This is a genomic window from Pseudomonas sp. nanlin1 (assembly GCF_045571515.1).
Classification (GTDB): Bacteria; Pseudomonadota; Gammaproteobacteria; order Pseudomonadales; family Pseudomonadaceae; genus Aquipseudomonas.
This window is the reverse complement of record NZ_CP124218.1, coordinates 5,181,504-5,204,503: the sequence shown is the minus strand read 5'-3', so window position 1 is coordinate 5,204,503 and position 23,000 is coordinate 5,181,504. Positions and strand designations below refer to the sequence as shown.

Sequence of the window (23,000 nt, the reverse complement as noted above, 5' to 3'; positions counted from 1 at the left end):
GAAATTAAGCTCCTTCTTCCTTTATCCATGCAAGCCTATCCCTCTCTAAAGGATCTAGGCGCCAGAGGTCCTTATTAATACGCTCAAGTGCAGCATGAGTGGATACATAGAAAGTATCCTGCCATGTGCGCGAGGACCGTCTAACAACTCGCAGGCCGTCTATCGGATCCAGTGGCAAAAAAGTCCCTACGCACAGAGTGGTAAAATATGTGCTGTAAGTATGGACTATCGGTTGGCTGGCGATAAGCGCTGTGGAAAATATCTCGTTTAGCTTATTTACGCGTTCTTGGCTATCTAATAGTCCTAGCTCGGAAATATCGGGCTGTAGATTAGCCCACCAGTCTTCAATTCGGAACCACCAAAAGCGTGGCCATGCCTCGCGGAAAGGACCCGTATACTGAGCATGTTCAAGATTTTTTATTATTACCTCCCACGACTCCTTCGATTCAGATATGTTGACACCTAGACGTGCTGCGACCATCGCCTCTGTCACAAGAAGGCCTTCGACTCGAATAAGTTCGTTAAGGAGAAAATGAGCTATTTCATGAGTTGTAGAATCATTAAATATTTGAGTGTATTCATCTAAGAACTGAGAATAAAGAGGCAGGTTTGCTTCTTCTCCTAAACCAAGAGTGCTTACTAAATTTCGTTCATTAAGACTTCGTAACTGATGATAGCCGTGCGCTAAAGATGCAAGTTTTTCCGCGACTACAATTGGTTCGTCAGTTACTTCACGATCTTTACCGAAAATGTCGTCAAAGAGATCATGAGACGATTCATCTCCAAAATATGACTGACGAAATTTGGTATTTACTGACCAGAGTACAATTGGGAACGGCGCGATAACCCCTTCTGCCATTCTTGTGCGTAACTCTTGCGCCAGTGTGGGGCCACGATAAGATACACGATTCCCATCCGGATCGGCGTCCACATCTAACCGAAGGTCAAGAAGTAGCCCAGACGGGCCTGTTTGTTGGGCGAAGAAGTCCTGAATCGCCGGTAGTTGGCCCTCTAGGTTTTTTGGTGTCCATCGTTCAAAGGATATTAATCCGTCATTCGCTAGCTTGGTTAGCAATGGATCAATAGTTGAATCCTGTTGATCGTCAATGCACAGATAATTAATACTGGTCGGCATCGATTTGGTCCTCGCGCGCTTTAGGAACAGTCAGGCGAATGCATGTGGAGTAACCTACTGCGGGTTCAATGGCTTCGATTGACCCACCAGCGGCCTCAATAATGTCTCTCACGATCTTTAGACCAAGACCTGTCCCGACTAGTTGCTCTTCGTGTGTTTCGGAGGTAGAGGGGGGAGCACTTGTTGTGAAAAAAGCATCAAATATTTTTTCGCGATTTTCTACAGGAATTCCGTCGCCATTGTCAGAAAAATCTATCTGAAGTTCCCCGTCAACGACAGAGCAAGAAATTAATATGGCACCTTTCACTTGTGCTCGGTGAATTGCTTTTAGGGAGTTTGTAAAAAGATTAAGTAAGGTGGACGCCCATTCAGATTTGTGCATCGGTTTCGTGAATAAGTCATAGCCCTGGAACGACGTTTCCACTTTGACATTTTGCCTGGTGAATGTAGGGCGTACTACTTTAATAAACTCACTTATTACATCCCTGAGTTCATGCGCCTCAAGTTTTCGATGCGCGTTCTGCATTACTGCGTCATCAAAGTAGTGCATGTAACTTCTGAGAAGCATTACATGCTCTGTGAGCTCTTCCGCAAGATCGGAATTCTCCCGGCTTTTGTTCAGGTTTGTAACAATTGTACCTAGGGCAGCGAGGGCATGTCTTACTTCATGCGTAAATTCGCCTATTGTCAATCCGAGGCTGGCCAGTACTCTCAGCATTCCCACTTCCTGCAGCGCCGACTCCGATGCTTGTCCGATTAGTTCTATTTCGTCGGCAAGGGTACTCAGTTCTTGCGCGGCATGAGCTAATGAGCCGGTATCCTGTGGTTGATTGGAATCGAGTAAAGTTCTCGGCGCATCTGTTTCGTCTGGGTTATCCGTTATAGCCGGAGGAGTATCATTGGTTGGTACAGCCGCGCCTGCAATTGCCCTGAGCCTCCCGGCTACCTCTGCCGCTTGATCTTTTACGCTTTCGGGATTAGTTTTTGGCTCACGCAAAGTCGGTGATTTATCTCCTGCGTATAATTTTCTGCCCCTTACTCTAGCAATTTCCATGACAGCTGCGATGATTGTTCGATAGGCAAAGTCTTGCAGTTGATGGAACGCCTCATTTTCTATAAGGCCTTCTCTACTAGCTGTTTCTTGAAAATGATTCCCGTCTACGTCAGTTATTTCAACGAAGCCTAGGAAGTTTGTATTGTGATGTGGAGGAAGAACTTCTCGCAATGCACTGGAACGTTGTAGGCTTAGCCAGTCGTCAAAACTTTCGCCATAGGGGAGCACGCGGAAACCATTGCGATATATTCGAATTCCTCCAGTGCGATTCAAGATATCCCTGACCATACCTCTAGTGCCTTGTGGTAATTCGTCAGCGATAAAGTAATGTGCGGACAATTGTATTCCATCAAGAAGATTGTAGCTGGTCACCTTGTCTTTGGATTTTGTGCGTAACTTTGCATCGAACTTTAGTGGTACGTTATCCAGTTTTACGGGGTGCATACTGGAGGACAGGCTTATAAAAGCCTGACCTCCATTTTCAACACGCGCTGTGACGTAGCCTGACGCGGTCGACAAAATATTTTGCTCATGGCTAGCAATTTTTTCTCGATCGCCGTCAACTGTTTTATAAAAATTTACTACAAAACCGGGATCAGGAGCATAAGGGACTTGGAAAAGGTCAAGCTTAGGAAGGATTTCAGGTGGGGATAGTTTAAAGGGTTGTAATAAATCTGATACGAACCTAAAAGCGCGTCTGATTTGGGCTTCCGACCAGGAGTCACGCAGTTCTTCGATCCGCATAGTAGTACCGCTCATTTCATGAGCAGGGAGCACTATTATTTGACTTGCGATCATGTGCAAGTCAATGCCGGTTAAGAATTTATCCCAGTCGATAGTTAATTTTAAACAAAACTGTGCCCCATCTTGCTGCGTCACAATACTTAGTTTTCGTCCAAGTCGCTGTGCGGCAAACCGCCCTATGCCTTTTCGCCCCGCACGTTGCCGGCCGTACTTTGGGGAAAGTGGTTCAGTTACTTTCTCCGCTGTAGATATTCGCATGAAGCCATTTAATAATTGTTCACGTGACATTCCTGTACCGTAGTCAATTATCTCTAGAACTCCACCGGCAGTGTCAGTTTTATAAAAATCTACTTCCACACGAGGCGTATCAGCATCGTACGCATTTTTTATAAGTTCCGAGATTGCGGTTTCTTGTTTTGAAACTAGCTCTAGACCAAGTCTGGAAATATGGCTCGCGTCTACTGAGAATCGAATGGTGTCTTTATCTTCTTCAGATAACTTATGTGCTAGTTTTAGAATATTTCCATAATCCAAATTGGGCGCAGTTAGAGCTGCGGTCAGCGCGGTTTTAGCATCAAAATCCTTGTCTTGTTCAGTCATCACTAACTTCCTTATTTCTAATCCTGCGTTTTCTAGCGATCATCAAGCTTTGTGTTAAATGAGGGATTTCTTTGCGAAATACTGACGAACCTGAAAATATAAACTGATCAGCGGCAGTACGAGCATACTCTTCATTTCCTTCGCGCATATGTCTATCAATGATTGAGAATACGTGCTCTATCTCTACTTCCGTTTTGTGAGGTAAATATAGAGGAAGCAGTTTGGCATCGCAGGGCTCCAATTTGAGAGCTCCTGAGCCACGAGGCCTTCCAAGCTTCTCAGCTTCAAGTTGCGTGAACGTAGTCTGCAATGAGATAGCTATTAACTTAAAGGAAATGTTGATGTCGGGTTTAAAGTTTACTCTATAACATCCATTCGTTGTGTTTGCATGTACGCTATTAAGGATAACTCGTGGGCCGTTATGAGTCATGAATACGAAAAAAGCGTCGGGGATTCTACCGTCTAAAAATCTGAACCAGCAGCTACGTTTTGCAAAAGTAGCATTGGCCTTGATATTGGAGTCTCCATAACCTGAAAGATATTCCAAAACTGGCTCGGATTTCGTGTTTGATGGCGCATCCAGAGCAAAGCATGGGACGTCCATTTCTTTGTGGCACTCTCGGTCTGAAGTTGATACCTCCAGCCCAGTAACAAATCTGCTTTTTGGTAAAATATAGGTCAGGTGAGAATTGCCAATGCCGTCAGCTCTCCAATGGGCGTGTGGCCTAATGAAGAATTTTGCATTGCCCGTAACCACTCCAATGCCGACATCTGAAAGTTCGCCTAATTCTTTTACTAGGGGGTCAAGCTTTAGTCTGGATATTGAAGATTCCACTATGGCGCTAACAATGCCAAAGTTAGACTTGCTGTTGCTTGGATAATCTTCGTTGCTGCTCACTGTCCATTTTTCTATTTCGATATAGAGTTCTGATAAATTGTCGACATAGCTAGATGTTATATGGGCGTCTTGTGAATTGCAGCCAAAACCATCACCTAAAACAATAAGTGCTCTTTCTTCGGTGCCTTCCAGTAGGAATATTCGTTCGGTAAGAGTGAAGAAAGCAAGCTTTTTAAAGCTTTTAAAGAATAGTTCGCGAAGTCCTGCGGCATACTGGGCTGTCATAAAGCTAACTGGTAAAACCCACGCTATCCGCCCTCCATTTTTTATAAAATGCAGGGCGTGATAGCTAAAGTACGTCCAAAGGCTTGCGCGTCGATTGAGTTTTAAATTGTACTTTTGTTCCCATATATGAATGGCAGCGCGCTGCGCTTCGTCAAGCTTGCTATAGCGAACATAAGGAGGGTTTCCAATTACGGCATCTGCTTTTTCGGTTGATAATTCATTTGAATCAATCAACAGAAAGTTTTTAAGTTTAAAGTTCTCTGCGTGCAATTTCAACTTTCTGTCGTTTAGCATTTCAAATGCAGAGGGATCTATGTCGCAGCCGTATATTGTTTCGGTTGTGTCGGATCCGAGTTCTTGTGCTCTTCTCACGGATGCTTCTAAAAAATTACACCCGCCAAAGCTAGGCTCTAGCAAAACGTCGGAAGGAGCTCTTATCGCCCAATCACATAATATCTTCGTCACGGACGGTGGAGTGTAGAAAGCGCCTAGTTCTCGCTTTCGTGCTAGCGAGACCGGTCTTTCTTCAGCGGATGGTATCGAGCGCTGAGCATGCACAGCCAATGTCACGACTACTTGCCCCCGTTCTGAGGCGATAATTTGTGCTTACTCGGGGATATTTTTCGCAGGCGAATCTCACCGGTCTCTACCATCAACGCGACGTCTAGGCTATCGCCTTCCTCCAAGCCGAGCGTCCGCAAGAGGTTCGCATCCAAGGAAATCCTTCGCATTTTTTGTATCATAGTAGGACCAAATGATACTTCAGATAGTACGGTTTTAGATGTCATGAGGTTTCGCGCAATACTGGAAACAGGTTTGGGATAGTAGCAGATTTAGTGACTAGGCCAAATGTTGAGCGACGTAATCCTTGACTCACTGCGGTAATCAACGGTTTTTGGCGTCAGCCTGCCTTTGGAATGTCCATGACTTTCGTAAGCGTGATGAAATCAGGCTGATGGTCAGCAGGTAGTAATAGCACGTTGATCCCGAGCGCGACTGGATGTGGCTATCAAGAAACCACACAAGGTGTTTCCGCTGCCATGACCATGGATTGTCTAGTTGCCATCGTTCATGAATACCTGCTTGGATCGTCTTTGCTTGTTGAATGTGGCGTTTGCGCGTGGCATTTGCGCCCTTCAGCACCCCGGCTAAGAACAGCTCCATATCGAATGGCTTGCTCATGCTCTCCCCCCAATGTAAGCCGATACCACGTCCATACGGCCGTGTCCAAGCTCATAGCTGATTTGCTCTCGGGCTTCCTGATCGAGGCGTCGGTTGAGTTGGTAGCAACGGCCACCGCTGATGGGCGCGGGATGCTGGGTGATTTGTTCATAGCGTTCGCATGCGTAGGCCGCGCGCAAGTCGTGGAAGCCTTTGAGTTCGTGCGTATGGAGGATGTCTCGAACCGAACGGACGGTGGCCTGTATGAAGTCCAGGTAGCTTTCGTGCGGGGCTAACAGATTGCGGCTACCGTCAGGCGAGAAATGTTGGGCGAATGCCAGTGCGTCACGGATGTAATCGTTCACCATGATCCAGCGAGGTGCCGAGGCTCCAGAGCGTCCGCCCTTGGTACCCTCCTGGATATTAACTCTGCCGAATTTCTCTGCTTCACATTTTAGGCGCGAAAGGTCGGCCAAAATGACCTCGCGTAAACGCATACCGATGGCTCGTGCCAGGTACACAATGGCAGCAGCGCGCGCCAGTTGATGTTCGCAGAGTGCATCGATGATCTTCATCACTTGGTCACGATCCTGACCTTGCGGAATCGTAGTTCGAACAGTGGTGCGCTGCATTCCCAGCGCCTTGCTCGGGCTTAGCACTTTCACATACTGGTCACCGCGGAGCGCCGCCATGGTTCGGTTGACGCTGGACAATCGGTTTTGCGCAGTCGCGATGGCAAGCTCATCATGTTCAACTTGCTGGCGCAGATATCCTGCGTAGTCCAGCAAGGTCTGCCGGTCGATCTTCCTCGCATCGTTGAATCCCGGCCCATCTTCGGACCGACACCAGCGCACAAACGCTTGCCAGCGATCGGTGTGTGCTTTGACAGTCCCGTAATGCCCACCGCCGAACATGTCTTTCAGCGCCTGCGGCCCGGCGTAGCTCAGTTGCCGGCCATAACCAAAATTGCGCCCATCCCGATTACCGACCAACGCCATGATCAAACTCCTCTCGAAGCCAAAATCTTTGAAACCTTCCCCACGTCATCCCGCCAAGAATGTTGAGTGTTATCAGGGATCAAGGCCCCTGCGACCTGTGAGGGTTGTCCACTAACGCGGGATTGACGGCTCCTTACGGCCGGGAGCTTGGGCATCTCATGATCTGGCCTCCTGAACACTTCCGAAGAAGTGGGCGGGTGGAGGCTGCACTGGCTGACGAGAACAGCGCCGCGAGATCCTGAGTCAGGTGAAGGCAGTGAAGCGATGACCAAGGCATGCCTGACTGTCAGTCAGGTGCAGTCCATTCCGTGAGCTGGGGCACCATCATCTGCATCGCTGTTGCTGGTGACTTTTCAGTGTTTGTCACGCCTATTGTCACAAGGGGAAATGCCGCAAAGCCTTGTACGATTTGGGCTGCAGCAGCGGTAGGAGCGCCCGTCTCTTTCCGGGAGAAAGAGACGAGCGCAGGTTGGCGCACGGGAATGGCCAAGCGGATAGGTTGCTGCAGGGCAGCTATAAAGGGGTATGAGTTGCCGCAGTGGGCACTCTGGTAGAAGTAGGCATCCATCACATCTCTGTGACCGTGCGAGCCACCGGATGCTAATCGCACTTTGGGAGAACCACCACGGTGTGGCGTAGCCTTAAAGGGTCTGGTTACCTGGTTGCTGTCGACGACAGCGCTTTACCCGATCTTTCTACGCCTGTGGATGATTCGGGTCAAGGCTCGAATTTTTGGGAGCTCTGCGGCTGTGGGTGAAATTATCCACCGGTGGAAATCTGTGGTTTCCCGCGGATAGTTGTGTGAGTTTTGTTTTTTTAAGCTAGGTCCTTCCAAGCAGGGCGGCTTCGCAGTCCTGCTTGGAAGGACCTACATAGTAGAGCGGTCCACCGAGGTTCCTAGGGGGGCGCACGACTATCGCCTACCGATGCCCTATTTAAACTCTAGACCGGGTTTCCTTTCTTGGCTAAACGGGCATTAGCTCGCCTTTTTACTAGGCTGGCCGTATATTTTGCATAATTTTTGGTGGTCAAGTTAGTTCGGACTTGAAATAAGCTTCTAAAGTGACTTTCGAAATCCCTTTCAAACGTCTGCGGGCTTACAACCAAATCATGAATTGCATCTGCCAGATGCCCAACAAGTGAGTATTTAAACTGAAGGGATTGTAGATTTTCTTTTTTTATTAACCTGTATTTTTCTTGTTCTACGGATGTGCCGTCATTATTGAATGGGTAGACCCACTGCCCATGTGCAAGCTTGTTACGTATCTCAATTATGATACGTAACTCATTTGATAAGACATCAAGCAAAGCAGACCGCCTTGCAGCGTGCGCAACGCCAAGTGTACGTTCGTCAAGGGGAGCTTTGGTGACATGGTGGTGTTTACGAAAAGCGAGATCAACCGTCTCTTGCCACTGCTCTAACTGTGAAGACTTTGATTCAATCCGAGCCCTTTCAGTGTCGTCAAACCCGAACTCTTCGTGGAGAAGTTTTTTTAATCTGGTTTCCGCCCAAGCCCCAATGAGAAATGCATAGAGGCGCGTCAGCGAACGCAAGCTTTTTTGCGGGTCTTGCGATGCTATTTCAGCTCTGGCCAGTCGCCCTGCATGAGTAATCGCTAACTCCAATTCACGGAGATTGGCAACATGATGCATATATATTTTTGAAGGGTTTCTAGACATTTTTGAATTACCACCGCCAAAAAACACTCGTAGAATGTTTTTTGGCGGTGAGGATTCGAACCTCACAAAACTCTCCTGAGGAGTGTGTTTCCATTACACCATCGCCCATTGAGGAAGCTATCAGGTTTTTTTGGTCCGTCAAGGCGGTTGTAGATTTTTTATACGCTAGCCAGGTTGTGCGCCTTAAGCGATTTGTATTTCAATGTTCAATATTTTTTACGTCGTAGGCGATCAGCATTCAGTGCTAAGCACTCGGCTGCAGCTGTGCTACCGTCGTCGCTCATTCAAATGCGGTGCTAGTCGTATTGAATTTTGATGAAAAAATAACCAACTGATCAAGGCGGATATTTACTATCTCCCGTCGCGTTTTGCGACTACCCGAGAGACGTTCGTACCCGTCTGGTTCGCGAATTCGTGTGGAGTGACATGCTCCTGCTTATCAGCCTCAAGGTAACGACTCCACCAGTTCATGATCAGTCTGCGCTCTTCGATGAACTCGGCTTTGTGGATGTAGGCCGCTCGGACGTTATTGCGTTCCTTGTGGCTCATCTGCCTTTCAATGGCGGTCTCGGACCACAGTCCTGATTCAATCAGCGCGCTACAGGCCATCGAACGAAACCCATGCCCGCAGATATCGGTTTTGGTGTCGTATCCCATCGTCCGTAGCGCGTAGTTCACGGTATTTTCGGACATGGGTTTCCAGGGTTTGGTATCACCTGCGAAGACCAATGCGAATTTGCCTGTGAGTGCATGGATTTTTTCGAGTAGCGCCACTGCTTGCGGCGATAAGGGTACTAAATGGATATCCCCTGCCATCTTCGTACCCCTTGTGGAAAAGGGTACTCCCTCCAACGCGGGTCGAGTGTCCGGTATCTCCCAGGTGCCGCGCTTGAGGTCGAACTCGCTCCAGCGGGCGAAACGCAGTTCGCTGGATCGTACAAACACATGCAGCGATAGCATCACCGTCAGGCGGGTAAGTGCGCGGCCATTATAGGTGTCGATCCGCTCCTGTAGTTCCGGCAGTCGCGATAAGGGTAGAGTGGGGCGGTGTACCACCCGCGGGGCTTTGATCAAGCCTTCAAGGTCGTAAGAAGGGTTGGCGGTGATAAGCCGGAGGCGCTTTGCCTCGCGCATGATGCTCTGCAGGTAGTTTTATACCCTTAAAGCACCGTCGACCGTTCCGCACTTCTTGATTGCTTCCAAGGGTTGCATAAGGTCATGGGTGTCGAGATCCACAATGGCGCGTGCGCCGATCAGCGGGAATACGTGGGTTTTGAGGCGGCTCATCACCGTCTTGGAGTGGCCCGGTGCCCACTTGGCCGACATTTCCGTGTGCCAGTCCAGCGCAACGCTTCCAAAGGTTCTGCCTTTGATTACAGCTTCCGCTTTGGCTTGGTGCTTGGTTTCTATGGGATCAATGCCATCCGCCAGCATTCGCTTGACTTCCAAGCGCTTGCGGCTCGCATCGGCGATGCCAATGACGGGGAGTTGCCGAACGAGGTCAGTCCTTCCCGTCCGTCAGGTTTGACGTTACGGAGCCGCCAGACTTTGCGGCCATTGGGTTGGACTAGAAGATAGAGGCCATGGCCGTCCAAAAGCATGTAGGCGCAGTCTGTGGGTTTTGCCAAGCGGCAAGCGGCGTCGGAGAGCGGAGCTGTGGTGCGCGACATAAGGGTACTCCCTTTTATCGAGGTGACCTGTATCCCAAACTCTACCCTTAAAACGGTTGGAATCGCCCACTTCCTGACAGAAATGAGCACCCCCAAAACGAAAAAACCCGCCAAAAGGCGGGTTTCCCGTGATTCCAAAGATTTTAAAAACCTTCTCCAGAACCTTATATGGTGCCGGCACCAGGAGTCGAACCCGGGACCTACTGATTACAAGTCAGTTGCTCTACCAACTGAGCTATACCGGCATTGAGGGCGCTGATTATAGCCATTCGTCCGGGCGAGTAAACCCCCCTGAGGCACTTTTTTATCGTCTTTTGCGCGCTAACCCTATAACCCTTATGCACAATTGCGCCGAAGGCACTGGGAAAACCTGTCCAACCTGCCAAAGATGATGCCTAACATCGCAACCTACTGTTTTTCCAGCCCTTTAATTTATGAACAAAAAATGACCAGCAGCGGTTTTGGCCTGCAGGACAAGTTTTATAGGGGTGTCAGTAATTGTTGTCCACTGAGTTATCCACAGGCGGCTGTGGTATTTGCTCACGATCTCGGCGTTCAGCCAGTAGCAGTAGGTTGCGGGGGGTGAGGTGGGTGGGGCAGAAGTGGCCGAGTTGTACTTGGTAGCCGCGTTCTTCCAGGTAGAGGGCGCGGTCGAGGGTTAGCCAGAGTTCCAGGGGGCGGCGGAAGAGGTTGCGTAGTAGTTCGAGGTTGCGCACGTGGGCCAGGCGTTGTTGGCCGGCGGCTTCGAGGGTGGGCCAGTGGGGTTCGGTGGTGAGGGGTAGGCCTTTGAGGTTGGCAAGGTCGCGGCAGTAGTCGGCGAAGGGTTTGTTTAGCCAGGCGCTGGGCAGGGAGGGGGTGGGTAGGTATTGGTCGGTGTTGCGCAGTGTGCGTTGCAGTAGGTCGAAGGCCAGGCGGCGGGCCATGGAGTGGTCGCGTTGGCGGCGCACCCGTTGGCCGGCGGTGACGGTTTCGCTGGCGGGCAGGCTGAGGTCGTCGAGGCTGAGGGTCAGTTGGCTGGCGCGGGCGTGGTTGGACAGGGGCTGGTAACTGGGGTGGGCGGTGCGGTTGTAGCAGCAGGGGGCGATGGCCAGTTGTTGGCAGCCGCGGGCGCTGGCCAGTTGCATCAGGCGCACGTGTAGGTCGCCGCAGGCGTGTAGGGCGACGGGGGTGTGGTGGGCCTGGAGGTGGTGTTCGGTGCTGCTGACCATGACGTCTTGCTGGACGTGGTTGGCTGCTAGCCGATGGTGTTGGCTGAGGGCATGGCCGGCGGCGACCAGGCTGGGGTCATGTTCCAGGCAGGTGAGTTGTTGTTCGCCTTGGAGCAGGCGGCGGCCCAGGTGGCCTTTGCCGGCGCACCAGTCCAGCCAGTGGGTGGTGGGCTGGGTGAAGGGCAGGTGGGCGGCGAAGGCGTTGATTTGTTGCCATTTGCGCCCTGGCACGTCGACGTCGAGGCGGTGCCGGGCGGGTGGCAGGTTGATGCTGGGTAGGTCGTCGAGTGCGCTGAGCTGCGCGGCTGTTTCGGCCAGCTGTGGATAAGGTGCTGGCGCCGCCACCGTGTGTGGGTGGGTGTGAGCGGCTTCGGCGTGGTCGAGGCTTTGCTGGCGCAGCCAGTGGGCGAGGGCGGGGTGGTCGGCTTCCCAGGGCAGGGTCAGGTGCATAAAGGGGCGCGGGCGCCACAGGGCCTGATGGGCCACCAGGAAGGCGTCGAGCGCGAGGAAGCGCTCGCGCAACGCGGCGCCGTGCACGTTAGCGGCCCTGGCAGGCGTCGACGCGCAGGCGCCGTTCCAGCCATTTGAAGCCTTGCACTAACACGAATGACATCAGCAGGTAGAGCACGCCGGCGGCGAAGAAGATGTCCACCGTCAGGTAGTTGCGGGCGATGATGGTGCGGGCCATACCGGTGAGTTCCAGCAGGGTCACGGTGCTGGCCAGGGAGCTGGCCTTGAGCATCAGGATCACTTCGTTGCTGTAGGCCGGCAGGCCGATGCGCGCCGCCCGTGGCAGCAGGATAAAGAGCATCGCTTGGGCGCGGGACATGCCGAGGGCGCGGGTGGCTTCGACTTCGCCTTTGGGGATGGCCTGGATCGCCCCGCGCAGGATTTCTGCGATGTAGGCGGCGGTGTGCAGGGTCATGGTCAGCACCGCGCACCAGAACGGGCTGCGCAGGTAGGGCCACAATACGCTGTGGCGCACGGCTTCGAATTGCGCCAGGCCGTAGTACACCAGAAACAGCTGGACCAGCAGCGGGGTGCCGCGAAAGAAGAAGATATAGGCGTAGGGCAAACCGCTGATGTACCACTTGCGCGAGGTGCGGGCGATACCCAGGGGGATAGCGATGATCAACCCGGCGATGACGGCGATCGCCACCAGTTCCAGGGTCAGTTGTACGCCCTGCAGCAGTTTGGGCAGGGCAGCGAGGATGGCGTCCCAGTTCATGCTTGCGTCCTCGTGAAGCCACGGTTGGCGTATTTTTCCGTGTAGTGCAGGCCGATCATCGCCAGGCTGGTGAGGCCCAGGTAAATAAAGGCGGCGACCATATAGAAGGTGAAAGGCGCGCGCTGCGCGGTGACGGCGCTTTGGGTATGGCGCATCAGTTCTTCCAGGCCGATGACCGATACCAGGGCGGTGTCTTTCATCAATATCAGAAACAGATTACCCAAGCCGGGCAGGGCGACGCGCCACATTTGCGGCAGCACCAGGCGGATGAAGATGCGTGGGCGCGACAGGCCCAGGGCCAGGCCGGCTTCGCGATGGCCCTTGGGGATGGCCAGCAGGGCGCCGCGAAACACTTCAGTGGCGTAGGCGCCATAGCACAGGCCCAGGGCGATCACGCCAGCGGCGAACGGGCTCAGGGCCAGGCGCGGTTGGCCGAACAGGCTGCCCAGGGCGTTCATCAGGCCGATGGTGCCGAGGTAGACCAGCAGCACCCAAAGCAGCTCTGGCACGCCGCGCACCAGGGTGGAGTAGAGGTCGCCCAACCAGCGCAGGGGCTTACGGGGTGAGGTTTTGGCCAGGGCGCCGAGTAGGCCGAGGGCCAGGCCCAGGCACAGGGCGCAGAGGGCCAGTTGTACTGTCATCAGCGCGCCAACCGCGAGGGCCGGGCCGAATCCGTTGAGGTCGAAGTTCATGGGCAGCTTGTTCAGAGGTCGGCGTGGCGCGGTTCACGCGTCGCCACGCCGATCGGGCAGGTCAGAGAATGCTGAAAGGAAAGTACTTATCGTTGATTTTCTTGTAGGTGCCGTCGGTGATGATCGCTTGCAGGGCGGCGTTGAGTTTTTCCCGCAGCGGGTCACCTTTGCGCACGGCGATGCCGACTTTGTCGGTGTCCTGCACGGGCTCGCCTTTGAATTCGAAGTTCTTCCCGGCGTCGCTGCGCAGCCAGTCGTAGTTGGCGTACTTGTCGGCCAGCAGGGCGTCGACGCGGCCGCTGGTGAGGTCCAGGTAGGCGTTTTCCTGGGTGTCGTAGAGGGTGACGGTGACCGCGTCACCGAGGTTGTCTTCGATCCACTGGCCCGACAGGGTGGCGCGCTGCACGCCAATCGCCTTGCCCGCGAGGGACGCTTTGTCGGTGTTGAATTCGACGTCTTTGGGGGCGACGAATTGCAGTTTGTTGGAGTAGTACGGGGTGGTGAAGTCGACGGCCTGGGCGCGCTGCTCGGTGATCGACAAAGACGAGACGATAAAGTCGAATTTGTCGGCGTTCAGCGCGGGGATAATGCCGTCCCAGTCGGACGTAACGATTTCACACTCTATTTGCATCTTGGCGCACAGGGCATTGCCGATGTCGACGTCGAAGCCCACTACGCGGCCGCTGGCGTCTTTGCTATTGAAGGGCGGGTAAGCGCCTTCCACGCCCATGCGCAGTTTTTCGTCCGCCAGGGCCTGGGCGCCAAACGCCAGCGTGGCCAGGGCCGCGATAAGAAGTTTTTTGTAAAAGTGCATACGGAATGCTCCGGTCAACGATGGCTAGACATAAATTGTTTGCAACGGGCGGACAGCGGCTGCTCGAACACTTGCTCTGGCGTGCCCTGTTCTTCGACCAGGCCTTGGTGCAGAAATATCACTTCGCTGGACACTTGGCGCGCAAAATTCATTTCGTGGGTGACTAACAGCATGGTCCGGCCTTCTTCGGCCAGGGCACGAATGACCCCCAAGACCTCTTGGACCATCTCCGGGTCGAGGGCCGAGGTTGGTTCGTCAAATAAAATGACTTTAGGTTGCATGGCCAGCGTGCGCGCGATGGCGGCGCGCTGCTGTTGGCCGCCGGACAACTGATTGGGGTAGGCGTGACGCTTATCGGCAATGCCCACCTTGGCCAGCAACGCTTCGGCCACTTCGATGGCTTCGGCCTTGCTCTGGCCGAGCACCCGGCGCGGCGCCTCGATCAGGTTGTCGAGCACGCTCAGGTGTGGCCACAGGTTGAAATTCTGGAACACAAAGCCGATTTGGCTGCGCAAGCGGTTGATCTGGCGGTTGTCGGCGGCCACTAACTCGCCGTTGCGGGCGGCTTTGAGTTTGAGCTGTTCGCCGGCGACGATGATTTCACCCTGGTGAGGGTTCTCCAGCAAATTGATGCAGCGCAGCAGCGTCGACTTGCCCGAGCCGGACGAGCCCAAAATGGAGATCACGGCGCCGTCGTGGGCGGTCAGCGACACCCCTTTGAGCACTTCGAGGGCGTCGTAGCGTTTGTGCAGGTTGCGGATTTCCAGTGCGGGCGTGGGCGTGGCCATGGAAGGTCCTCTAGCGAATAGACGCAGCGAGCACAGGGCGGCGCACCAAATTGCAGCAAGATGGCAGCGCCCGCAGGGCTCAGCGTAAAAAAAGGCGCGATGTTGCCAGTTTTGCCCAAGCGAGGAAAGCGCCAGATTGACTAAAGTGCTGGGCGGCTCGCCCGTTCGAAGCTTATTGCAGCCAGTTTTGTTAGGGGTACCAAGTTGCACCGATAGTGTGCGCGAGTGTTACCTAGGTCACTTATTGGTGCAATAAACCTGATTTGGCTGGGTAGAACCGTAATCTATTCACTAGGGGTTGGCGATTTGCCATTAGATTCAATGGGTTGCCGTTCGCGATGGAGGCGCGGCCGGCCGTGGCCTGGACTCATTTTGTTGCAGTTTGGCGTAATTATTGCGTAAAAAATAAGGAACGGGATGTTGCTTTCTTTTTACGAGGACCCCGCAACCCTCTCCGGACAGAACGCTATTCTTCAAAGGTAGTTTTATGAGCAACCCGCAAAACTCCACTAACCTCGCCCAAGGGCTGAAGCCGCGCCACGTCACCATGTTGTCGATCGCGGGTGTGATCGGCGCTGGTTTATTCGTGGGTTCCGGCCACGCCATCGCCCAAGCAGGCCCCGCTGTGCTCCTGGCTTATGCCGCTGCCGGCACGCTGGTGGTGCTGGTCATGCGCATGCTGGCGGAAATGGCCGTGGCCACCCCCGACACCGGCTCGTTCTCGACCTACGCGGACCGCGCCATCGGCCACTGGGCCGGTTTTACCATCGGTTGGTTGTACTGGTGGTTCTGGGTACTGGTGATTCCCCTGGAAGCCAACGCCGCCGCCTCGATTCTGACCGCCTGGTTCCCTGCGATTCCCCATTGGGCGTTTACCTTGGTGATCACCCTGGTGCTGACGGTGACCAACCTCTTCAGCGTGAAGAACTACGGTGAATTCGAATTCTGGTTCGCGCTGATCAAGGTGCTGGCGATCATGGCCTTTATCGTGGTCGGCCTGACCGCCGTATTCGGCTGGATGCCCAATAGCAACGTCAGCGGCGTAAGCCATCTGACCGACACCATCGGCTTTATGCCCAACGGCCTGGGCGCGGTGGTCGCGGCGATGCTGACCACCATGTTCTCGTTTATGGGCACGGAAATCGTCACCATCGCGGCCGCGGAATCCAAAGACCCAGGCAAGCAGATCTCCAAGGCGACCAACTCGGTCATCTGGCGGATCTTCCTGTTCTACCTGGTCTCGATCTTCCTGGTGGTGGCCTTGGTGCCGTGGAACGACGCGCGCCTGGCCGAGGTGGGGTCCTACCAGACAGTGCTGGAGCAGATCGGCATCCCTAATGCCAAGCTGATCGTCGACATCGTGGTCTTGGTGGCCGTGACCAGCTGCCTGAACTCGGCGCTGTACACCGCTTCGCGCATGCTGTTCTCCCTGAGCAAACGCGGCGACGCCCCGGCCATCGCCCAACGCACCACCCGCAGCGGCACCCCCAACGTAGCGGTGCTGATGTCCACCAGCGCAGCGTTCCTGGCGGTCTTCGCCAACTACGTGGCCCCGGCCGAAGTGTTCAACTTCCTGCTGGCCAGCTCGGGCGCGATTGCGCTGCTGGTGTACCTGGTCATCGCCGTCTCGCAACTGCGCATGCGCCAAAAGCAAGAAGCCGCCGGCGAAAAGCTGGAATTCAAGATGTGGCTGTTCCCGGGCCTGACCTATGCCGTGATGCTGTTTATCGTCGGCGTGCTGACAGTCATGGCCATCCGCCCAGCCAACCGCCCTGAGATCATCGCCACGGCGCTGTTGACCGTTGGCGTGGTGGTTGCCGGCCTGATCGTCGATCGCCGCCGTAAAGCGGCGCGGCGGGCGGGTGTGGCGCTGGGGTAAGTTGCTATACGGTGGGGAGATCGGGGCTGAGGCCCCTCGCTACTGGCGGGGGTCTCGGCCCCGATCTTTTTTACGGCCAATAAAAAACCCCTGAATCTTTCGATGCAGGGGTTTTTCGGTATTAGTGGTGCCCAGAGACGGAATCGAACCGCCGACACGGGGATTTTCAATCCCCTGCTCTACCGACTGAGCTATCTGGGCAACGGGGCGCATTAAACTGGTTTTTCGACGGGTCGTCAAGCATGAGATCGAAAAATATTTAATTAATACCGGCGCTTACGCTTTTACTGGGTTATTCCGAGGGTGGTACGTAGCCGTCGGCCTTGGCGTATTCCTCGCCGGAGAGGTACTTGTCCATCTCGGCCTGGAGGAATTTGCGGTCTTCGGCGTTCATCATGTTCAGGCGTCGTTCGTTGATCAGCAGGGTCTGGTGTTTCTGCCAGTCGGCCCAGGCTTTCTGCGACACGTGGTTGTAGATGTCTTCGCCTTTGGCGCCGGGGTAGGGCGGGCGTTCCAGGCCGGGTAGCTGTTCTTTGTACTTACGGCACATTACGGTGCGGGTCATGACGGCTCTCCTGCGTTCAAAACGTCGGCCGCGCGCTTGAGCAGCGTTTTCACCGGGGCGGCAAGGCCCAGGCGCGGCGGGGTGGCGAGGTTATACCAGAGCCAGTCGGCCTCGGCCACGTGCAGGGCGGACTCTTCGACCTGCACCAGCCACGGCTCGATGGCCAACTGGAAGTGGCTGAAGGTGTGCACCAGCGCAGGCAGCGCCTGGGGCGTGCCCAGGCCTAGGGCGTGCTGGGCGGCGAGGTGTTCGAGGTCGTCCAGGTCGTCGAGCTCTGGCAGGCTCCACAAGCCGCCCCAGAGCCCGCTGGACGGTCGGCGGTACAGCAGAATGGCGCCGTCGCGATTGGCCAGCATCGGCATCAGGGTGCGCCGCTGCGGCACGGCTTTGCGCGGCTTGGGGATCGGGTAGCGGGTTTCCAGGCCCAGCAGATGCGCTTCGCAGCCGCGCTCCAGCGGGCACAGCAGGCAACTGGGTTTGCTGCGGGTGCAGAGGGTGGCGCCCAGGTCCATCATGGCCTGGGTGTAGTCGTTCACCCGGGCATGGGGGGTGAAGCGCTCGGCGGTGGCCCACAAGGCTTTGGCCACTTTGGGTTCGCCGGGGTAGCCCTCTTGGGCGGTGAAGCGGGCCAGTACGCGCTTGACGTTGCCGTCGAGGATCGGCGCGCGCAGGCCCATGCTGATACTGGCGATAGCGCCGGCCGTGGACAGCCCGATGCCGGGCAACTCGACGAGTTTTTCGACGTCGTGGGGAAACTCGCCAGCGTATTGCGCCATGATGATTTTGGCGGTTTTCTGCAGGTTGCGCGCGCGGGTGTAATAGCCCAGGCCGGTCCACAGGTGCAGCACTTCGTCTTCCGCTGCCTCGGCCAGGGCTTGCACGTCGGGCAGGGCGGCCATGAAGCGGTCGAAGTAGTTCAGCACGGTGCTGACCTGGGTCTGTTGCAGCATGATCTCCGAGACCCAGACCCGGTACGGCGTAATGCCCTGTTGCCAGGGCAGGTTGTGCCGGCCGTGGCGGTCGAACCAGTCCAGCACGGACGAAGAAAACTGCTCGGGGCTCATCGTTTGAACAACCCCTTGAGCGCGTCTTTAAGCTCGGGGCTGACTTTATCGCCGAGTTTTTCTTCGATCTTTTCGCTGAGCTTGTCGCCGGCCAGGCGCGCGGCGATTTTGCCCACGCCTTCGCGGTCGATCCGGCAGGCTTTGGCGCCAAGCTCCAGTGGGCCACGGCAGCGCAGCGGCCACTCGATGCCGACATAGCGCTCGTTGACCTGGCAGGCAGGGTCGGCACCGGCACCGGTTTCACCTTCCAGGGTGACGCCTACGCGGTAGTCCATGCCCAGTACGCGCAGGTCGATGTCGCCGTTGCCGTTCACGTTCAGGCCCGGAATGCTGACGTTGAGGTCCTGGTTGCTGGCCACGCCGTTACGAAACACCAGGCTGCCCTTGAGGTTCTTGAACGGTGTGTCTTTGCCGCGCGGCGCGTCGCTGAGGCTTTTGCGGTTGAGCGTCGAGATGCCTTTGCACAGCTGTTGCTCAAGGTTGGCGTTGACCAGCACGCCGTCGTCGAGGGCGAAGCTGGCGGTGCCGTTGAGGGTTTCGACCAGGGCTTTTTGGCTGTTGCCGGTGCCGGTGAGGTTGCTGTTGGAGGTCAGCAGGCCTTTGACCGGTGGGTTGCCGCCCTGGCTTTTGATGAAGGGCTCGATGGGCACTCGGGCGATGCGGGTTTGCAGCGCCAATTGCGGCACTTCAGGGCGTACGTCCAGGCTGCCCTGGGTGTTGAAGGTACCGTCGTAGAGGTTGCCGCCCAGGGTTTGCAGGGTCAGCAGGCCGCCTTGCCCTTGGGCTTTAAGGGTGGCGTTTTGAATCGGCAGCTTGTTGATCGTCAACTGGCCCAGGGCCAATTCGGCTTGCAGGTCGAGGCTGCGCAGGCGCTCGATGGGCAACAGGCGGTCGTCGCTCCAGGCACCCTGGGTAGGCGCGTCAGGCAGGGGGGAGTCGCCGCTGCCAGTCACGGCGGTGGCTTCACTGTTGCTGACTTCGGCCTTGCGTGCGGCGCTGGCGCTGTTGGCCCCTTCACTTTTCGCCGGCAGGTAACGGTCGGCGTTGAAGCGGTCACCCTTGAGCTGCAGGCGCAGGGCCTGCTTGGCGAAATCGTCGACCGCGATGCGCCCGGCGAAGGAGGCGTCGTCGATTTTCAGCCCCAGGTCTTCCAGGGCCAGGCTGGTGGGCGTGCCCTGTAAGCGCGTGACCATCTCCACGGACGTCAGGCTGGTGGCATCGGCCATGGGCGGCAGGGGCTGGCCGATGCCGTCGAGGAAGGCGCGCAGGTCGAACTGGGCCAGGGACAGGCCGCCGGTGAGTTGCGCGGTTGTGTCCAGGTCGCGCACATGCAGTTCGCCGAGGGCGCGCAGCTGGTTGGCGGAGAGCTTGAGGCCCGTCCATTCGGCGACGTTCGCGGCCAGGTCGACCAGCAGTTGCCCTTGGGCGCTGAAGGTGACCGTCTTACCCTGCAACGGGTCGCCCGAGGCTTCGCCGGACAGGCGCATGTCTTCGAACTGGTAGCGCTTGAGTACCCGGTCGAAACGCAATTCGCCAGCCAGCTCGGTGCGGGCGCGTATGACCGGTTGGTTAGTGCCGAGAAACGCGGTGAGCTTGACTGGGATGTCCGCGCCTTCATGCACGGCCCCGGTGCTTAATTGAATGCTTTCAGCAGAATACTGGCGGCCGCTTTTGACGTCGCTGTACTGCACCCGGGCGTTGTTCACGGTCAGGCTGTCGATGTCCAGCTTGACTGGCCGCGAGGGCGCCGAAGGTTTCGGTGCGTCCGGCATGCCGGTGTTCGGCTGCACGGCGGGTTTACCCTCGCCAGCGGCAACGGTTTGCTCCGGCAGGGGCTTGCCGATGTCTTCCCAGTTGCCATGGCCGTTGGCGTCGCGCTCCAGCGTGAGGTTCAGGCCTTCTACGCGCACGTCGCTCATTTGCACTTCGCGGCGTAGCAAGGGCAGCACGCGCACCGACAAGCCGAGCATCTGCAGGTCGGCGAACGGCGTGGTGGGTTGGGTCAAGGTGGCCACGCTGGCATCGTGCAGTTCGAGCCCCAGCCAGGGGAACAGGCTCCAGCCGATATCGCCTTTGAGGGTCAGCTCGACATTGGCTTTGTCACGGGCCAATTGGCGAATCTCGTCCTTGTAGTCGTTGGGATCGAAGAGGTGGGTGAGGGCAAAGCCCAGCGCCACAATGATCAGCAACAGCCCAAGAACCGTGAGCCCGAGGATTTTGCCGAACGCTTTCATAGGCGAGTCCTTGTAGTGCGAATTCTGAAATTAGCCGCTGAGTATACCGCTCGGGCCCCCCGCAGGGGCGATGGACGTACGTCAGGTTCAGACAGTTCTCAATGGGGGATGTTTGTGCTACGGGGTTAACCCGCTGGATGGTCAGGCATTTGGCGATTTAGCTTCTATGTACGTCAGGTTCAGACAGTTCTGAATGGGGGATGTTTGTGCTAAGGGGTTTACCCGCTGGATGGTCGGGCATTTGGCGATTTAGCTTCTATGTACGTCAGGTTCAGACAGTTCTGAATAGGGGATGTTTGTGCTAAGGGGTTTACCCGCTGGATGGTCGGGCATTTAGCGATTTAGCTTCTATGGTTGAACAGTGTGAAAAATGCGTGAAAAACTGATGTCAGATTGCTTCCAACCGGCGTTGCAAGTGGTTAATCTCTCGCACTTCGTCGGTCCTGGTGCGGTTTTTTGTCGCGTTTTCAGGATGGCTGCCGATAAAACGATTGCTTGCTCTTGCGTGCATCGAAATCGTGGGCAGAACGGATCGTCGCGAGCCGTCTCCATGGAGTGGAACCTACTGGGGTAAAGGTGGGGTCTGGCGGTGAGTTGCGGGTGGGCCACACTTATCAAACTGGGGATACTAAAAATGAGTAGCAGCATCGCGGGGGGCGGCGTGGCCTCCCAACCAGCGTTCCTGTCCAAGGAGCGCATCATTGCCAAGCCCGGTTTCAACCGTTGGCTGGTTCCGCCGGCAGCCCTGGCCATTCACCTGTGCATCGGCATGGCGTATGGTTTTTCGGTGTTCTGGCTGCCGTTGTCCAAGGCAATCGGTATCACCAAGCCGGTAGCTTGCGCGCCGGACATGAGCTTTCTGACCCAAGTGTTCTCGTCCAGCTGCGACTGGCCGATTTCCATGCTCGGTTGGATCTACACCCTGTTCTTCATCTTCCTGGGTTGCTCGGCGGCCATTTGGGGTGGCTGGCTGGAACACGCAGGCCCACGTAAGGCTGGCGTGGTATCGGCATTGTGCTGGTGCGGCGGCCTGGTGATTTCTTCGCTGGGTATCTATACCCATCAAATCTGGCTGATGTGGCTGGGCTCGGGCGTGATCGGTGGTATTGGCCTGGGGTTGGGCTATATCTCGCCGGTGTCGACCCTGATCAAGTGGTTCCCGGACAAACGCGGCATGGCCACAGGCATGGCGATCATGGGCTTCGGTGGCGGCGCGATGGTGGGTGCACCTCTGGCCGCGCTGCTCATGAACCACTTTGCTGGCCCTGATGGCGTGGGCGTTTGGCAGAGCTTCCTGGTGATGGCTGCAATCTACTTCGTGTTCATGATCGGCGGCGCGCTGTCGTACCGTGTGCCGCCAACCGGTTGGAAGCCTGAAGGCTGGACACCGCCGGCGAAAAAAGCCACGGCGATGATCACCAACCGTCACGTGCACGTCAGTGTCGCTTGGAAAACCCCACAGTTCCGCCTGGTTTGGCTGGTGCTGTGCCTGAACGTATCCGCCGGTATCGGCATCCTCGGCATGGCTTCGCCACTGCTGCAGGAAGTGTTCGCGGGCAAGCTGTTGGGTAATGACTTGACCTTCAGCCAGCTGGACGCCGCGCAACTGGCGCAGATCGCTGCTATCGCCGCCGGCTTCACCGGTCTGTTGAGCTTGTTCAACATTGGCGGGCGGTTCTTCTGGGCTTCGTTCTCTGACTACATTGGCCGCAAGACCACCTACTTCGTGTTCTTCGCCCTGGGCTTTGCTCTGTACGCGTTGGTGCCGACCCTGGGCCACCTGGGCAGCGTCGCGCTGTTCGTGGCGGCCTTCTGTGTGGTGCTGTCGATGTACGGCGGCGGTTTCGCTACTGTGCCCGCCTACCTGGCTGACCTGTTCGGTACGCAAATGGTCGGCGCGATCCACGGCCGCCTGCTGACCGCCTGGGCTGCAGCGGGCGTATTGGGCCCGGTGTTGGTGAACTACCTGCGTGAGTACCAGTTGAGCATCGGCGTAGAACGTGCCGCTGCCTACGACATCACCTTGTACATCCTCTCGGGTCTGCTGGTGCTGGGCTTTATCTGCAACGCGCTGGTGCGTCCGGTGGCCGACAAGTACTTCATGACCGACGAGCAGCTCAAAGCAGAGCAGGCTCTGGGCCATGATAAAGGCGCCAACAGCACCACCGTGCTGGAATGGAAAGCCGACCCGTCGACCAAGCCTCTGGCCATTGTGGCCTGGCTGGCCGTAGGTATCCCGCTGGCGTGGGGTATCTGGGTAACGCTGCAAAAGACCGCGGTGCTGTTCCACTAAAACCGTGGGCTGAACCGTTCTGAAATCGGGGGCGGGGCCCCTCGTTACGCCAATTAGGCGCAGCGAGGGG

General features: G+C 55.9%; 16 protein-coding genes, 2 tRNA genes and 1 pseudogene. 2 read left to right on the top strand and 17 right to left on the bottom strand.

Annotation, left to right across the window (positions count from 1 at the left end; genetic code table 11):
- Window positions 1-4: 4 nt before the first annotated feature.
- From QCL65_RS23970 to QCL65_RS23910, 13 genes and pseudogenes are all read right to left on the bottom strand, one after another.
- Window positions 5-1,135 (bottom strand): hypothetical protein, encoded by a 1,131-nt coding sequence (locus QCL65_RS23970; RefSeq protein WP_407313311.1) that lies wholly within the window; start codon window positions 1,133-1,135, stop codon window positions 5-7.
- Window positions 1,119-3,533: an ATP-binding protein gene (locus QCL65_RS23965; protein ID WP_407313309.1), complete on the bottom strand. Its 2,415-nt coding sequence runs from the start codon at window positions 3,531-3,533 to the stop codon at window positions 1,119-1,121. Before QCL65_RS23965 ends, QCL65_RS23970 begins: the two co-directional genes overlap by 17 nt.
- Window positions 3,526-5,214, bottom strand: coding sequence for an Eco57I restriction-modification methylase domain-containing protein (locus QCL65_RS23960; protein WP_407317000.1), 1,689 nt, complete (start codon window positions 5,212-5,214; stop codon window positions 3,526-3,528). The genes QCL65_RS23965 and QCL65_RS23960 overlap by 8 nt, the downstream gene beginning before the upstream one ends.
- A 327-nt stretch (window positions 5,215-5,541) precedes the next feature.
- Entirely contained in the window at window positions 5,542-5,838 is a 297-nt protein-coding gene (locus QCL65_RS23955) for a hypothetical protein (protein WP_407313307.1), read from the bottom strand.
- Window positions 5,835-6,815, bottom strand: coding sequence for an integrase domain-containing protein (locus QCL65_RS23950; RefSeq protein WP_407313305.1), 981 nt, complete (start codon window positions 6,813-6,815; stop codon window positions 5,835-5,837). The genes QCL65_RS23955 and QCL65_RS23950 overlap by 4 nt, the downstream gene beginning before the upstream one ends.
- Window positions 6,816-7,757: 942 nt before the next feature.
- The gene (locus QCL65_RS23945) at window positions 7,758-8,561 is read right to left on the bottom strand and encodes a hypothetical protein (protein WP_407313303.1); all 804 of its coding nucleotides are present in this window, start codon (window positions 8,559-8,561) and stop codon (window positions 7,758-7,760) included.
- Between the two features lie 285 nt (window positions 8,562-8,846).
- Window positions 8,847-10,165, bottom strand: a pseudogene (locus QCL65_RS23940) (tyrosine-type recombinase/integrase).
- 169 nt (window positions 10,166-10,334) lie between these two features.
- Window positions 10,335-10,410 (bottom strand) — tRNA-Thr (locus QCL65_RS23935).
- A gap of 246 nt (window positions 10,411-10,656) precedes the next feature.
- Window positions 10,657-11,910, bottom strand: a complete 1,254-nt coding sequence (locus QCL65_RS23930) for a methyltransferase (protein ID WP_407313301.1) — start codon at window positions 11,908-11,910, stop codon at window positions 10,657-10,659.
- 1 nt (window position 11,911) lies between these two features.
- Window positions 11,912-12,601, bottom strand: a complete 690-nt coding sequence (locus tag QCL65_RS23925; protein WP_407313299.1) for an ABC transporter permease — start codon at window positions 12,599-12,601, stop codon at window positions 11,912-11,914.
- Window positions 12,598-13,293, bottom strand: coding sequence for an ABC transporter permease (locus QCL65_RS23920; protein ID WP_407313297.1), 696 nt, complete (start codon window positions 13,291-13,293; stop codon window positions 12,598-12,600). Before QCL65_RS23920 ends, QCL65_RS23925 begins: the two co-directional genes overlap by 4 nt.
- Window positions 13,294-13,354: 61 nt before the next feature.
- Window positions 13,355-14,107: an ABC transporter substrate-binding protein gene (locus QCL65_RS23915; RefSeq protein ID WP_407313294.1), complete on the bottom strand. Its 753-nt coding sequence runs from the start codon at window positions 14,105-14,107 to the stop codon at window positions 13,355-13,357.
- 14 nt (window positions 14,108-14,121) lie between these two features.
- Window positions 14,122-14,895, bottom strand: coding sequence for an ABC transporter ATP-binding protein (locus tag QCL65_RS23910; RefSeq protein ID WP_407313292.1), 774 nt, complete (start codon window positions 14,893-14,895; stop codon window positions 14,122-14,124).
- A gap of 487 nt (window positions 14,896-15,382) precedes the next feature.
- On the opposite strand from QCL65_RS23910, the gene gabP reads away from it, so the two are divergent.
- Window positions 15,383-16,774 (top strand): GABA permease, encoded by a 1,392-nt coding sequence (gene gabP, locus QCL65_RS23905; protein WP_407313290.1) that lies wholly within the window; start codon window positions 15,383-15,385, stop codon window positions 16,772-16,774.
- 125 nt (window positions 16,775-16,899) lie between these two features.
- Here the strand turns inward: gabP and QCL65_RS23900 are convergent.
- The 4 genes from QCL65_RS23900 to QCL65_RS23885 form a co-directional block, all read right to left on the bottom strand.
- Window positions 16,900-16,975: transfer RNA gene (locus tag QCL65_RS23900), tRNA-Phe, on the bottom strand.
- A gap of 91 nt (window positions 16,976-17,066) precedes the next feature.
- Window positions 17,067-17,339, bottom strand: coding sequence for an oxidative damage protection protein (locus QCL65_RS23895; protein ID WP_407313288.1), 273 nt, complete (start codon window positions 17,337-17,339; stop codon window positions 17,067-17,069).
- Window positions 17,336-18,403 carry an A/G-specific adenine glycosylase gene (gene mutY / locus QCL65_RS23890; protein WP_407313286.1) on the bottom strand — a complete coding sequence of 356 codons (1,068 nt, stop codon included), beginning with the start codon at window positions 18,401-18,403 and terminating at the stop codon, window positions 17,336-17,338. Before mutY ends, QCL65_RS23895 begins: the two co-directional genes overlap by 4 nt.
- Window positions 18,400-20,637 (bottom strand): AsmA family protein, encoded by a 2,238-nt coding sequence (locus QCL65_RS23885; RefSeq protein ID WP_407313284.1) that lies wholly within the window; start codon window positions 20,635-20,637, stop codon window positions 18,400-18,402. The genes mutY and QCL65_RS23885 overlap by 4 nt, the downstream gene beginning before the upstream one ends.
- Window positions 20,638-21,271: 634 nt before the next feature.
- Between QCL65_RS23885 and QCL65_RS23880 the strand changes: the two genes are divergently transcribed.
- On the top strand, window positions 21,272-22,930 hold the full coding sequence (locus QCL65_RS23880; protein ID WP_407313282.1) for an OFA family MFS transporter: 1,659 nt from the start codon (window positions 21,272-21,274) through the stop codon (window positions 22,928-22,930).
- The last annotated feature ends 70 nt before the right edge of the window (window positions 22,931-23,000 follow it).

Coding starts and splice junctions, on each gene's coding strand:
- QCL65_RS23955 (WP_407313307.1), bottom strand. CDS start 5,838: ATGAGCAAGCCATTCGATATGGAGCTGTTCTTAGCCGGGGTGCTGAAG.
- QCL65_RS23925 (WP_407313299.1), bottom strand. CDS start 12,601: ATGAACTGGGACGCCATCCTCGCTGCCCTGCCCAAACTGCTGCAGGGC.
- QCL65_RS23920 (WP_407313297.1), bottom strand. CDS start 13,293: ATGAACTTCGACCTCAACGGATTCGGCCCGGCCCTCGCGGTTGGCGCG.
- QCL65_RS23880 (WP_407313282.1), top strand. CDS start 21,272: ATGAGTAGCAGCATCGCGGGGGGCGGCGTGGCCTCCCAACCAGCGTTC.
- QCL65_RS23915 (WP_407313294.1), bottom strand. CDS start 14,107: ATGCACTTTTACAAAAAACTTCTTATCGCGGCCCTGGCCACGCTGGCG.
- gabP (WP_407313290.1), top strand. CDS start 15,383: ATGAGCAACCCGCAAAACTCCACTAACCTCGCCCAAGGGCTGAAGCCG.
- QCL65_RS23910 (WP_407313292.1), bottom strand. CDS start 14,895: ATGGCCACGCCCACGCCCGCACTGGAAATCCGCAACCTGCACAAACGC.
- mutY (WP_407313286.1), bottom strand. CDS start 18,403: ATGAGCCCCGAGCAGTTTTCTTCGTCCGTGCTGGACTGGTTCGACCGC.
- QCL65_RS23970 (WP_407313311.1), bottom strand. CDS start 1,135: ATGCCGACCAGTATTAATTATCTGTGCATTGACGATCAACAGGATTCA.
- QCL65_RS23885 (WP_407313284.1), bottom strand. CDS start 20,637: ATGAAAGCGTTCGGCAAAATCCTCGGGCTCACGGTTCTTGGGCTGTTG.
- QCL65_RS23950 (WP_407313305.1), bottom strand. CDS start 6,815: ATGGCGTTGGTCGGTAATCGGGATGGGCGCAATTTTGGTTATGGCCGG.
- QCL65_RS23895 (WP_407313288.1), bottom strand. CDS start 17,339: ATGACCCGCACCGTAATGTGCCGTAAGTACAAAGAACAGCTACCCGGC.
- QCL65_RS23965 (WP_407313309.1), bottom strand. CDS start 3,533: ATGACTGAACAAGACAAGGATTTTGATGCTAAAACCGCGCTGACCGCA.